The sequence below is a fragment of the Sphingobacterium sp. genome (genome assembly GCF_039596235.1).
Taxonomy (GTDB): domain Bacteria; phylum Bacteroidota; class Bacteroidia; order Sphingobacteriales; family Sphingobacteriaceae; genus Sphingobacterium.
Genome location: NZ_JBCNKE010000001.1, coordinates 519,377 through 532,559, shown reverse-complemented (window position 1 = coordinate 532,559; position 13,183 = coordinate 519,377). Strand labels below are relative to the sequence as shown.

The window sequence follows — 13,183 nt, the reverse complement described above, 5'->3', positions numbered from 1 at the left end:
AGACTTAGTTATTTAGGTTTTGCCATGACGTATGAAAGACTCCTTCTCTGTCCGTTCTTTGGTAAGTGTGTGCACCAAAATAATCACGCTGCGCCTGAAGCAGGTTCACAGGTAAAGATGCTGTGGTATAAGCTTCGAAATACCCTAGAGCCGACTGAATTCCCAAGCTTGGAATTCCGTTTGATACAGCAAAAGCAGCTGTTTTTCTTAATGAAGAAATTTTATCTTTTACAATTTCTGAAATTTCCTGATCCAATAAAATATTAGATAAGTTCTCGTCTTTTGAATAAGCCAGATAGAATTTTTCCAATAAAACCGAACGGATGATACATCCACCCCTCCAGATTTTAACAACATCTTTTAACGGAATTTCAAACTGATATTCTTCAGAAGCTTTTACCAATAATGCCAAACCTTGAGCATAACTGATTAAAGTAGATAAATACAAAGCATCTCCCACTTCTTTGATGAACAATTCTGTATTTTCAGGAATATTTACGTCTTCTTTAGCATATAATTGAGAAGCTTTCACGCGCTCATCTTTGTAAGCAGATAAAATTCTTGATGTTACCGCAATATCGATGGTTGGAATAGATACCCCAACTTCCATAGCCTCTTGGGAGGTCCATTTTCCGGTTCCTTTTGCTCCTGCTTTATCTAAAATCCTGTCGACAAGAAAACCGTCTGTTACATCATCTTTTTGCTGGAAAATATCTCTTGTTATTTCAATAAGGAAAGAATTCATCTCGCCTTCATTCCATCTTTTGAAAACTTCATACAATTGTTTATTGTCAAGATTAGCTCCTTTTCTCAGTAAATCGTATGCTTCACTGATTAATTGCATGATGGCATATTCAATACCGTTGTGAACCATTTTAACATAATTCCCTGCAGCTCCTTTCCCCATATAAGCGGTGCAGGGCTCCCCTTTTACTTTTGCTGAAATCACTTCCAGCATAGGCTTCACCAAATTGAAAACTTCCAAATCTCCACCCGGCATAATACTCGGTCCTCTTCTTGCGCCCTGCTCGCCTCCGGAAACTCCCATTCCCATAAAATGAAGGTCTTTAGAAGCTAAATCAGCTATACGTCTCTCGGTATCTTTGAAATAAGAATTTCCCGCATCAACGACAACATCTTTTGGACTCAGAAGCGGTGTTATGCTCTCAAGAACAGCATCAACCGGTTTGCCTGCAGGAACCATCAAAATAACTTTTCGCGGACTGTCTAAACGCAACACAAATTCCTCCAGAGAAACAGTTCCAACAACCTTTGTACCTGAAGCCACTCCTTTACGAAGTTCTATTACCTTTTCTTCATCTAAATCGAATCCTACGACAGAGAAACCATTATCGGCAATATTGTAAAGCAGATTTCTTCCCATTACCCCCAGACCAATGACCCCGTAATTATACTTTTCCATTCTTACTTAAAGTTTATTTATAAATCAAAATTACTGAAATGCACGCCAGTAAAAAAATTATTGAGTGCTGCTTTCACAAATATTTTTTAGGCGAAACAGCATGGGCTTTGATATTGTTATCTCTTAAAGATTAATAAAATGTGGGAAGTTTGACATTCAAAGCTTATCAATAGCATGAATTACAAACAATAAAGAATATTACTATGTCATTATTTTCAAACGATTTGAGCAAAGAACCCGTATTTGACGGCATTGGTTACGAACCTTCTTTTTTTTCAAGAAAGGCGATGGTTACGACCAAGACAAACTACAGCAAAAAAAAGTACAGTGATGTCAACAAGGACACCCGAAAAAAGATTCTTGTGCTTTGTACAGAAGAGCGCTATATGACCATGAAAAATGGGAAGAAATTTTCAACGGGTAATCATCCGGTCGAAACACTGGTTCCCATTCTTCATTTCGAACAGGCTGGATTTGAGGTTGACTTCTACACCCCGACCGGTAATCCTGTAAAATTTGAAATGTGGGCTATGCCCTATGAAGATGAAAACATCGGTAAAATCCTCGATAAGTATAATACGCAATTTTCAAACCCGCACAACCTGCGGGATTTTATAGCTGATACGAACAAAGGATATGTTGACTACGTGGCCGTTTTTATCCCAGGCGGACATGGCGCAATGCTCGGACTACCTGAAAATAATGATGTAAAAGAACTGATCAAATGGGCAGTAGTAGAAGATAAATATCTATTGGCAATCTGCCATGGCCCGGCAGCACTCTTAAGCGCAGCAGATTGTGGCGATGCTGAGTTTCCCTTCAAGGGGTATAAGATCAATTCGTTTCCTGATGAAATGGACAAGACTTTACCAGAAAGTGGATACCAGCCGGGTGAGATGCCCTGGTTTTATGGCGAAAAACTCAAACAACTTGGGGTTGAAATTTTGAATAAAAAAATTGCCGGCGATTGTCACGTAGACAGAAAATTGATCACTGGGGATAGCCCATTAGCGGCTGATAAATTCGGAAAACTCTGCGCGGATGAACTTCTCGCCCATGAAAAATCAAAAGTGGAAAATGGATAGGCAGCGGAGGCCAAAATTGGACCAGTACAAATTATTCTATTTTGTGTCTTTTTTAGGATAGATGTTTAGCTTGATAAACCAATGCTTCAAATGAAGGAATGGCCTATACAAAAAACCATCAGATACATGAAGTATCTGATGGTATGCATATTGAACGTAAAATACCTATTCATAAGTCACTTCAACGAACTAAAGGAAATTCTGATATTCTTAAAGTCGTACAACCATATGGAATTAAACTGATTTCTTCCACATTGCCTGTACCCCTACTTATAGAAAATGGTAATGGGCCTGCCATCTCATTATACAAATTCCAGCTTACGATTTCTTTGGCTTTTGTCTTGATTTTGATGGGGGCATATTCTTTATTCCAGAAAAATTTAGACTTCTGTTTATTGTGGTCAATGATTACTTCAAAATGATCATTGATATTTTCTTTCTTAAAGTCTAAGATGCCGTAATTCCATTTTGTCGGCGAAGTAACCTCATGATAATGACTACCAAACTGTACTTTATCATTTTCAGTAAATTCCTTTTTCACCCAATTCTCCTCCATTTCCAGACCGTATACAAGTGGCCCTCGCTCCACAGCAATCGAATTTTCGAACCATCGGCTAGTTTCAATTTCCATCGGAAGCTTCAATTCCACGAGATCTCCGCTCTGCCACTTTCTATTTATTACAGCAATAGCTCCAGATTTGTGTACTTCGATTTGTTTACCGTTGACACTGAGCATAGGCTGTTTCGACCAAGATGGTATACGGATGTGAAATGGGAATTCAACCTCTCCCAATGTTTTATCCGGAAAATTCACCGAAAATTTAATAACATCATCCACAGGATAGTAAGTTTCTTGCGTAATATGTACAACATGTTGTCCTGTACCAACACTGGCGACCACTTCTGAAGGAGAGAATAGCAATGCAGCGATACCTTTATCGGCCGTTGCGTACCAAAGGTTTTGCGTAAACTTTGGCCATCCTTGGTGCATATTGGAAAAACAACATGGATATCCTGAGAGTGTACCATAGCAGATGTCGGTTCCTTCGTGATGGGCATCTTCGTAAAAATTGCGTGTATGACGGGTAATGGCAACCTGATTGGCCTGCTGAAAATACTGCTTATCCATAAAATCATCACTTATCTGTGAAGGAAGCGCATTGAATGCAATCCGTTCTATATGATCAGCAAAGCCTACATCACCTGTAATTTCCAACATCTTTTCTAACGAATACATAAGCTCAACGGCCGAGCAAAGTTCAGAACCCTGCGTAGGATTGTTACCATGTAACCCCTCATCGCCTCCAAACATTCCTTGCGGTTGTCCATTGTACTTCCTTATGTCAGCTAGCCCTCTTTTGACAGCTTGATAATACATACTGTCCGGCTTTTGCTGATAATAGATAAGTGGTTCCTTTAAACCTTGCGCCAGGTTAACACAATGAATTGAATTGAACTGACTTAGTTTATTACTGTTCAGAAACATATCAACAAAATCATAACTTTGTTGATGGAGCAGATTACCTAAATCCAGTAAAAATTGTTCACCTGTAATATTATAAAGCCAATAGACAGCTTGCAAATTATCTGCAGCCCGGTATTTTGCCCAGAAGGTCCAGTTATCAAGCGGTTTGACAGGCAGCTCTTTCAATTGGTATTTGAAGTAATTGGAAAAAAAACTAACTACCCGGCGATCTTTTGTGGCGGAATAATATTGTTGCAGAATCTTTAGTACCACCATTCTTGGCCACCAATCTGCGGCATTATCACGTTGGATTCCAGATTCATTGGGATAATCTTTGGCGGGTCCAAAGTTTCCGTCCTTTCGCTGACTTCCTAAAATTGACTCTATCCATGGCCGGACCTTATCCTTAAGCTGCTGATCATTTAAGATATAAGCTAGAGGCAGCAAGCCATCTATCCAATACGGACCTCTTTCCCACTGATCACCATCTCCACCTAACCAACCGTTTCGCTTTCCCATAACCTGTGGATATAATTCATCCATTTTTCCTGTGGCACCTGTTTTTTGCCGTTCTAGCATCTCCAATAACCAACCCTTAGGCTTGATGCTGCCAATAGGCAGTTCGATATAAGGCTTCTCTATTAAGGGAAGCCTATTGTTAAGATAGGAATTACTGCTACCTGCCTGCTGTGAAAAAACAATGGACGGAACTGCAATCAATAGTGAAAATAAAAAATATCGCGTCTTCATGATCATGTTGTTTTATCTGCAAAATGCAGATTGTTGTGTAATTAAGGAGTATGTTGTTCTTATTTATAATTTGGATTCTGCTGCAAATTTGGATTGGAATTAACCACATCCTGCGGAATAGGATAAACAGCGCGAAAATCCTCACTAGCTTGATGCGACAGCCACTCAGCCTTGGTATAATGGCCAAATCGAATCATGTCACGTCTCCTAAAAGTTTCCCCGGCCAGTTCCCAGCCAAGTTCATCGTATAATCTCCCGAATTGTAACGGATAAGCCTTAACCTGCGGAGTTAAAATATAGTTTTTCACCAAACCGTATTTATATTGCGATGGAGCAAGAAGCTGTTGGCCTGTAACAACCGCTTTGGCAGGTGTATTTTTAAAGGCCCGTTGACGTACCTGAGTGACTAATTTAGCAGCTTCATCATTGCGGCCCATACGCAATAGACACTCGGCCTTCATAAGCAATACTTGCGCGTAACGAAAGATCACATAATCATTGCTTAAGGATGAACGGGCACCATTTTTAACTTCGTATTTTAAATAACGGAGCCCTTCGGCTTCACTGGTGAAAATCCCGTCCGGCATCCGGTTGACAAATACCAAAGGTTGCCCCATTTTGTCGTATGAACCTAATAATGGCGTACCATCAGCAGCGTATTGTGGTCCGGAAAGCCAGGTGGCCGCTAATCGCTCATCATCTTTATCGTAGGTATCAATAAATTGAGGAGTTCCTTTATAGGCCCCAGCGCCCCAAGGGCTACTTTGGAGATTGTAGGTACGCTGGTTAGCACCATGTAAAGCTGCCAAATGATAATTAAAGCCTTGGGCAAAGATCTCGTCAAAAGGAATGACAAAAATATTCTCCCCAGAACGTTCATTATTAGTTTTAAACGGATCACGATAATCGGGATCCAATACGTATTTTCCAGAAGCAATAATATCATCGGCTTCTTTCGAACAGGCTTCCCACTCAGGCTTCCCGGTATAAACCTCCGCGTTGAGATATACGTTTGCCAATAAGGCCTTGGCTGCCCAACGATTAAATCTTCCATAATTCGATCCGCTTTTTTCTGTTGGTAGTGTATTAATCACTTCATTTAGTTCTTTCACAACGAAATTGAATATTTCTTTCCTAGGAGTAGTGCCCGGCATATCGCTAGAGGGTGTTATTACCAACGGAGCATCACCGAAATTATCAAGTATATACCAATAATAAAAAGCCCTCAAAGCCCTCGCTTCTGCAATCAGTTGATCTTTATTTTCGTTAGTAGCAAAAGGAAACCCATCTTTTTCAATCACAGCAATAACATTTGTGCAGAGGATAGCACCCGAATAAAATAATGTCCACATGCGCTTAACATGTGCCTGCGTTGCGTCCCATTTATGTTGGTGCATACGACGAAAATTTCCGCCATCATCCCATCCGGAACCATTGGCAGGAAAAATAGCTTCGTCAGTGGAAATTGCCTGCGCGATACTAATTCCTAACCCTGCTCCAGCGTCAGTCCATCCCTTGAGATTGGCATAGGCGGCGCCAAGTTGACGTGTGGCATCCCCGGGCGAATATTGATAACTCTCTTCGGAGATTTCGGAATAAATATTTTCCTTTAGATCGGTACAAGCCGAAAATGTTGTCAGAATGAATGTCATTGATAAGACAATACCTGAAATATATCTCAAATTCATAATAGTGGTTCTAGTTGGTTAAAAATTGAACATTGTGCCGAGTGTGAAGCTTCGTGTAGAAGGATAGCGCCCTAAAACGTCAACCCCAGGATCCAGACCATATCTATTGACTTCCGGATCGATTCCTTTATATCCAGTAATCGTCCAAAGGTTATTGGTAGAAAAATAAAAACGCATGGACTTGAAAAATTTATCTTTCACTTTGTGATTGAAGCCCAATGTCAAGTTATCTATTTTCCAGAAGTCTCCCTTCTCAACAAAATAATCCACGTATTGTAGTTCCTGTTGATCACTGAGTACTTTTCCGTATTTGGGCTGGTACGCATCAGCTAATAAATTGCCTCTGGTGAGACTGACAGGAACCTCATAAAACATCCGCGGCATATTTAGGATATCATAGGAAAATGCGCCTCTCATGGTGATATTCAGATCAAAATTTTTATATACCAATTGATTGTCCCAGCTCAATAGATGCTTAGGCAGGCCATTACCAATTTTTTGTCTGTCATCATCCGTTTGATTTAGGATCGACTTGGAATTTCCCTGTCTATCTGAGATTAGCCAGCGGCCATCATCATCGACGCCAACGGTTTTAAATCCCCAAAAATTGCCCATTTCACCACCCTCGTAGATACGGTGCGTATTCTTTTGAATAGGTTCGCCTGTCCATCCTGCATCGATGAAACCTGTATGAACCTGAAATTGGGCATTTGATAGCGAAACCAGTTTATTTTTATTCGTTGAATAGTTGATGGTCGAATTCCATGTAAAGCTTTCCTTGCGAATTGGGTTTGCAGAAATCTGAACTTCAAGCCCTTTATTTTCCATGGTACCTGCATTTGCCACCATTTTATCATATAAATACGGTGGCATAGGAACGTTATACTGCCATAACATATCTTTAGTGGTACGTTTGTAATAGTCGATACTTCCTTTAATCCTATTGTTCAATACACCATAATCCAGACCGATATTCCATTCTTCTTTCTTCTCCCAGCGGAGGTCAGGGTTGGCGTTGGATGACGGTTTGATCGTTGGAATCCAACCGCCGACTGTATAAAAGTTATCTCCAGTAGTCAATTTTCTCAATGACATATATGGATCATTGGGGACAGTCCCCGTAACCCCAAAGCCAGCACGAACTTTCAAATTGGTAAATGTATCATTGCCTTTCATGAAATATTCATTCAAAGGATTCCAGCTGACCGATACACCGGGAAAACTACCCCATTTGTGATTTTTGCCAAACTTACTGGATCCTTCATGACGAAGGCTGGCAGATATGAAATATCTATTGTCAAAATTATAATTTAGGCGGCCGAAAAATCCAATAAGAAGATTTTCATTTTTAAGCGAGTTTTCGCCAGCCTCTCCCCTGCGTAAAGCGGCACCCGCGCCCATGTTATTATAAGAATATTGGTCAGATGGAAAATCCCAGTTATTCATATAATAATCCTCATATTGGTCCTTTTGATAAGAATATCCGGCTAGAGCCGTAATATGATGGGCTCCGAAATTTTGCTGATATTGCGTTGTTAATTCCAAAAGATCCTCTGTCCTTCTTGAAGTTCCGCGAGAAGCATATCCATTTCTTTTGTTACGTATATTCGAAATATGTTTTTTCGACTCCGAATATCCTCGGGTTTCGTTGAAGACGGTACGCGAAAGCAACCCGCGAATAAAAAAAGGTTTTATTGGAGTCAATGTGACTGAACCAAAAGTACGGACCTGGCTACTCTTATTTTTTCCATCGCTTTCATATATCGCGGCCAAAGGATTCATGTAGCCATTCATAACGGGATGTTCTACCCAATTTCCATTATCGTCTTTCACACGGTCTGTTGGATTACCTATTAAAGCGTTTCTGTAGATATCGCCATTGAAACTATTCCCATCTCCCAGGGCCTGAAAATCCTGCTGCCTTCCCATAATGTTGAAGTTGAATTTCAGCAGGTTGTCAAACATCGCATGGTTTGCCTCCAACCTTGTTGTTATCAGATGGTTGTCAGAACGTTTTATAATTCCTTCAGCTGAGCGGTAATTAAAATTTGCGATATAATTTGAGGTTGATGTACCACCATATAAGTTCGCATTTGTAACTGACGTAAATGGTTTGCGCAAAACCTCATCCAACCAGTCAACTGAGTGCCCATAATCGATCGCGCCAGGTTTTTTCTGCTCGACCAATTCACGGTATTGTTCAGCGTTCATCATATTTAAGCGTCTCTGGATCGTCTGGGTACTGATGTACGACTGGATTTCAGCACCTGACTGTACCCCTCTCACTTTGTTGGTTGTCACCAAAATAACGCCATTGTTCCCACGGGTACCATAGATCGCAGCAGCAGAACCGTCCTTAAGCACGTCAATACTTTCAATATCCTCCGGGGCAACAGTATTCAGATCACCAGGAACTCCATCAATAATAACTAGTGGAGTCGAACCGGACAACAATGTTCCTACACCCCGCAGACTTACCTGTGAATTGCTCGTAGGATTTCCATTAGGAACAGTAACTCCTAGTCCAGCAACTTTACCCTGAAGGAGCTGCGCAGCATCCTGCACTGCACCTTTTATGAACGATTCCTTTTTTACACTCGAAATCGCCGAGGTTATTTCGCTACGGCGCTGAGCTCCATAACCAACAACGACAACCTCGTCCAAGGTAGCTTGCTTTGCCGAGAGCCGTATCAAAAGACTGTTGGAACGATTTGCTTTAACGATAAAACCGATAATTGAATCTGGTTGAAAGCCGACATGACGGATAAATAGATTGTATTTATCATTAGTGGATAAATTTTTGAACTCAAAAATACCCTTGTCATTTGAGGAAACAACAGTTTTGGTCTTTAGCTTGACGCTAATTGCCTCAATTGTTGCGTTACTGATCGCTTCCCCGGATGAGGAAAGCACTTTTCCCGTAGCTGCGGCATTAGTCTGCGCTACTGATCGAGAAGTCGTAAGTAGAAGAACGACAAAAAATAGATAATAGGTTTTTTTTTGCATGGAAATTCCATTAAGATTGTTTATAATCAGTTAATTAAGGTTATTTATTTAAGAAGTATTGCTATTCCAGATATATAATATCAGCGTGTCTTCGGTATGTGCATCCGTTAGTTTCGCAGAAACTTTCGAGTAAAATTTTTAAATCTTCATTGTACAGTACCGATCCCGTAAAATTTCCGTTTAGGATAGATGAACGCTTGAGGATAATCTGTACGTTATATACACGCTCAATAAGATCAACAAAATCCGCATTGTCGATCCCGTTTAATTTAATATGGTCGTTTGTCCATTCGCTGATACCTTGGGGAACACTTTTTTTAGCTAGTCTACTTTCTTCCACCCAATTTTTTTTTAATAATTCAGTTTTCTTGGCGATTAGCTCATAGGTCAATGTATGCCTATCTATTACAACTCCACCTTTTTTATCTAGAATGATTGGTTTGATATGACGTCCAACATCCTGTATCCAAACTTTTCCCTGGCTAAGATCTATTGACAAATGCCTCTTCCCCTCTTCTTGGATAGTAAATACAGTCCCTAGTACCATTGTTTCTATATTCTCATATTGTGTTTTAAAGGGATTCTCTTTATTAGGAGTTACTGAATATTTCACTTTCCCATGGAGCTGTTTAACCACTCGGTTTTTTAAAAAACTTTTTTTATAAGAAATTCTTGCCTCCGGCCAGAGTAACAATGTGGAACTATCTGGTAAGGTTATCATTTTATATGTATTGTTTAGATTACTGACAACATACTCAGTATCATCTTCAATGGGGGATGTCGGACCTTTTAAAGAGAAGTTCCAAATAAGGTATGAAAGAATTCCAATCAACAGAACTGCAGCAATAGCTTTCAAATAGGTAAAACTGATCCCGCTTTTTATAAATGGAAGACTTCGGTAAATACGTCTTTTAGTAAAACTGGATTTAGAAAGTAGCTCATATTCTTGTAAATCCTCAAAAATTTTTATACGATCTAGCTCTTGTTCATTTTTTTCAAAATAAGCCGCTACTTCCTCAGATTGCTTGAGATTGCATTTATTTGAAAGAAATTGATTTATCAGATTCTGGTCCATTTTCACGGTTTATGATCAGTAGTTTTATTATAAATACGTTTACAAATTAAATACTACGTACTCTAATTATTTTTTTTGAGAAACTTTCACTTATAAGATTCCATGACATTCAGTCCTCGTAGGAAATTTACTGAAGATGAATTAAAATAAATATGAAAGCCAATATTTTACGCAACTGTTTCAATGCTTTATATATATGCGTATCGACGGTTCTGACAGATATACCGAGCTGTGAAGCTATTTCCTTGTGACTGCAACCGTCAATATAGGCTAGATGAAATACCTTTTGTCTCACTTCTGGAAGTTTATTAATCGCATGTATCAAGGAATCTTTCAGGTCTATTGATAATTCTTCCATAGGTATAGTCTGATGATATCGTAAATTATCTATCATTTCGCGATTTCTTGCTTCTTTACGCAACCAGTCTATATAACATTGTTTTCCTTTTCTAAAAAGCTGCACTTCAATAGAAATCTCCGGATTAAAACTCTCACGATATTTCCAAAATCTTATAAATGTAAGCTGCACTAAGTCCTGAGACACTATATCCGATTGTGTTTTCTTATAGAATCCGGAATACAAAGTGTCGTAATATTCATAGAAGATAATTTTGAAATCTGTTTCGTCAATCTGTGTTATCATTTGGACTATAATAATAAACTTTGTTCCTATTGTTCCTATCCATATTAAAAATTATTAAAATTTCCAGCGGATAAAATTTTCCCTAATGTCTTTTTTTTATGAGATAGATCATCCAGATCTGTTTGTTTTCTTTAAGTCGACGCACATCAGTTTCTGATGCTTTTTTTTTTCAATAATTGGAAATATAACGGCAGATACTTTTTCTATATTCACTGGATATAATCAGTCATTCTTATTATCAATACGTTTACAATTTGAAAATTACGTACTCGCTCTAAAATTATTATTAAAATTTATTCGATAGCCCAAATCAGTACTACAAGCTAACAGCAAATAAACAAAATCAGCTGTACTAGCTTACATACAATCGATGATTTAAATTAAATTTGTTAGCGTCCAATCGAAACATATCGGTTCTTGGCGTGCAAAGCCCAGATCAGCATTCGATCATATCGTCACAATATTTTATGCTATTTATTTCAAATAAAAGGCTCCCTTATTAACCGATAAGGGAGCCTTTTGCGCTAGATGTCCGCTTGAGCCAAGTTAAACCGGCTTTGGGCTTTGCTCAAATTTAAAATTAGGTATATTTTTGCATTTCAACCTATTTTTTCGGCGGGGCACTTTTTTTCTTTACCCACATTATTCACCACTCTGTTCGCAGCGTTTTTATTGGCACGTTATAAAGTCGATATAAAATGGGCAACACCAATTCTCATATCACTTACAGTTATTGGTATCTGTTCAACATGTTATATATTATCTAAAACTGTGGCCCCGGAATTGGTACTGTCTAATCGGGTAGAAATCCTGGTTTCACTTTCTTCGCGCTACAGCTTTCTTTTTTTGCGGTTTTGGCGGGGTTTTAATTTTTTTCTGAACCGTTTCCTGCCGTTTCCGCCATGTTAGGATCTGCGGATCTTCATAAACTGGGAGACCCTTGTCGTTGAGAAGGCCCATTGATTTAGCCAGGCTGAGACTGAGCCGGGCGGATTTACGGTTCGCCTTCTTCCAGGTTTGTTGATCGTCCTTAATATCTTTTTCATATGCGCCGATGGCCTGCATAATAACAGCCAGTTCTTTTTTATAATCTTTTAGCTTTCGATAAAGGATCATTAAGCGATTGTATGCCCCGAACTGTAATGGGTCTTTGCTTATAACTTGGCTGTAGCTTTTTATGGCATCTTGCATTTTACCCTCAAGTTCCTGCAATCGTGCTTCCTTTAGCAGCTCATTTTTGGATTTCTTGCTAGCAACAATCTTCATTTTTTATCTTTCAATTTAATCCAGACCGGCGCATGATCGCTGGCTTTTTCCCAGCCCCGTACCTGTCGGTCGATCCCGCCTTCCAATAGCAACGGAGCAACGAGTGGGCTTAAAAGAATATGATCCAGTCGGAGGCCGGCATTTCGACCATAAGCATTCCTAAAGTAATCCCAAAAGGTATAGACCTGTTGATCTTTAAAAAGCGTCCGTATCGAATCGAGCCACCCTTGGCCGATAAGCTGTTTAAATGCTTTTCGGACTTCAATTCTAAAAAGGGCATCTTCTCTATATTTTTCTGGCTTGTAGGCATCCTGTTCCGTAGGGATAATATTGAAATCACCAATAAGGATAACAGGCACTTCCATTTTAATAAGCGCTTTTGACCGTTTCATTAATCGCTTTATCCAAGCCATTTTGTACTCGAATTTTGGCCCTGGATAAGGATTACCATTGGGCAAATAAAGACAGCATATTAAAAGTTGGTTGATGATAACCTCCAGGTAGCGGCTATGGCTATCCTCTTTATCGCCAGGCAACTCCCTTGTCACTTCGGCAATTTCAAATTTAGAAAGGACAGCTACACCGTTCCAGCTTTTCTGCCCATGCCACACCGCATTATAACCTGCCTCATTAATGGCTTTTAAAGGAAAGCGTTCCTGCGGGGCTTTTAGTTCCTGTAAACAGACGATATCCGGCGACTCCTCCTTTAACCAGCGAAGCAATACGTTTAGTCGCCCATTAATGCCATTGACGTTGTAGGTTGCTATTTTCATTTATCGTTA

9 protein-coding genes are annotated in these 13,183 nt (G+C 39.5%); 1 reads left to right on the top strand and 8 read right to left on the bottom strand.

Going from position 1 to position 13,183, the window contains the following annotated elements; all coding sequences use genetic code 11:
• Window positions 1-4: 4 nt before the first annotated feature.
• Window positions 5-1,423 carry an NADP-dependent phosphogluconate dehydrogenase gene (gndA, locus tag ABDW32_RS02195; protein ID WP_343558950.1) on the bottom strand — a complete coding sequence of 473 codons (1,419 nt, stop codon included), beginning with the start codon at window positions 1,421-1,423 and terminating at the stop codon, window positions 5-7.
• Window positions 1,424-1,626: 203 nt separating this feature from the next.
• Here gndA and ABDW32_RS02190 point away from each other — a divergent pair, with 203 nt between their 5' ends.
• Window positions 1,627-2,508, top strand: coding sequence for a DJ-1/PfpI family protein (locus ABDW32_RS02190; protein WP_343558949.1), 882 nt, complete (start codon window positions 1,627-1,629; stop codon window positions 2,506-2,508).
• 181 nt (window positions 2,509-2,689) lie between these two features.
• Here ABDW32_RS02190 and ABDW32_RS02185 read toward each other — a convergent pair whose 3' ends face one another.
• The 7 genes from ABDW32_RS02185 to xth form a co-directional block, all read right to left on the bottom strand.
• On the bottom strand, window positions 2,690-4,723 hold the full coding sequence (locus tag ABDW32_RS02185; protein WP_343558948.1) for a beta-L-arabinofuranosidase domain-containing protein: 2,034 nt from the start codon (window positions 4,721-4,723) through the stop codon (window positions 2,690-2,692).
• Between the two features lie 59 nt (window positions 4,724-4,782).
• On the bottom strand, window positions 4,783-6,411 hold the full coding sequence (locus ABDW32_RS02180; protein ID WP_343558946.1) for a RagB/SusD family nutrient uptake outer membrane protein: 1,629 nt from the start codon (window positions 6,409-6,411) through the stop codon (window positions 4,783-4,785).
• A gap of 18 nt (window positions 6,412-6,429) precedes the next feature.
• Window positions 6,430-9,417 (bottom strand): SusC/RagA family TonB-linked outer membrane protein, encoded by a 2,988-nt coding sequence (locus ABDW32_RS02175; RefSeq protein ID WP_343558945.1) that lies wholly within the window; start codon window positions 9,415-9,417, stop codon window positions 6,430-6,432.
• 61 nt (window positions 9,418-9,478) lie between these two features.
• The gene (locus ABDW32_RS02170; protein WP_343558943.1) at window positions 9,479-10,492 is read right to left on the bottom strand and encodes a FecR family protein; all 1,014 of its coding nucleotides are present in this window, start codon (window positions 10,490-10,492) and stop codon (window positions 9,479-9,481) included.
• A 127-nt stretch (window positions 10,493-10,619) separates the two neighbouring features.
• Window positions 10,620-11,135 (bottom strand): sigma-70 family RNA polymerase sigma factor, encoded by a 516-nt coding sequence (locus tag ABDW32_RS02165; protein ID WP_343558942.1) that lies wholly within the window; start codon window positions 11,133-11,135, stop codon window positions 10,620-10,622.
• Window positions 11,136-11,951: 816 nt separating this feature from the next.
• Window positions 11,952-12,401, bottom strand: a complete 450-nt coding sequence (locus tag ABDW32_RS02160; RefSeq protein ID WP_343558941.1) for a hypothetical protein — start codon at window positions 12,399-12,401, stop codon at window positions 11,952-11,954.
• The gene (gene xth, locus ABDW32_RS02155; protein ID WP_343558940.1) at window positions 12,398-13,174 is read right to left on the bottom strand and encodes an exodeoxyribonuclease III; all 777 of its coding nucleotides are present in this window, start codon (window positions 13,172-13,174) and stop codon (window positions 12,398-12,400) included. The genes ABDW32_RS02160 and xth overlap by 4 nt, the downstream gene beginning before the upstream one ends.
• Between the last annotated feature and the right edge of the window lie 9 nt (window positions 13,175-13,183).

Excerpts from the sequence above, each read along its gene's own strand:
- gndA (WP_343558950.1), bottom strand. The coding sequence starts at position 1,423 with ATGGAAAAGTATAATTACGGGGTCATTGGTCTGGGGGTAATGGGAAGA.
- ABDW32_RS02190 (WP_343558949.1), top strand. The coding sequence starts at position 1,627 with ATGTCATTATTTTCAAACGATTTGAGCAAAGAACCCGTATTTGACGGC.
- ABDW32_RS02185 (WP_343558948.1), bottom strand. The coding sequence starts at position 4,723 with ATGAAGACGCGATATTTTTTATTTTCACTATTGATTGCAGTTCCGTCC.
- ABDW32_RS02180 (WP_343558946.1), bottom strand. The coding sequence starts at position 6,411 with ATGAATTTGAGATATATTTCAGGTATTGTCTTATCAATGACATTCATT.
- ABDW32_RS02175 (WP_343558945.1), bottom strand. The coding sequence starts at position 9,417 with ATGCAAAAAAAAACCTATTATCTATTTTTTGTCGTTCTTCTACTTACG.
- ABDW32_RS02170 (WP_343558943.1), bottom strand. The coding sequence starts at position 10,492 with ATGGACCAGAATCTGATAAATCAATTTCTTTCAAATAAATGCAATCTC.
- ABDW32_RS02165 (WP_343558942.1), bottom strand. The coding sequence starts at position 11,135 with ATGATAACACAGATTGACGAAACAGATTTCAAAATTATCTTCTATGAA.
- ABDW32_RS02160 (WP_343558941.1), bottom strand. The coding sequence starts at position 12,401 with ATGAAGATTGTTGCTAGCAAGAAATCCAAAAATGAGCTGCTAAAGGAA.
- xth (WP_343558940.1), bottom strand. The coding sequence starts at position 13,174 with ATGAAAATAGCAACCTACAACGTCAATGGCATTAATGGGCGACTAAAC.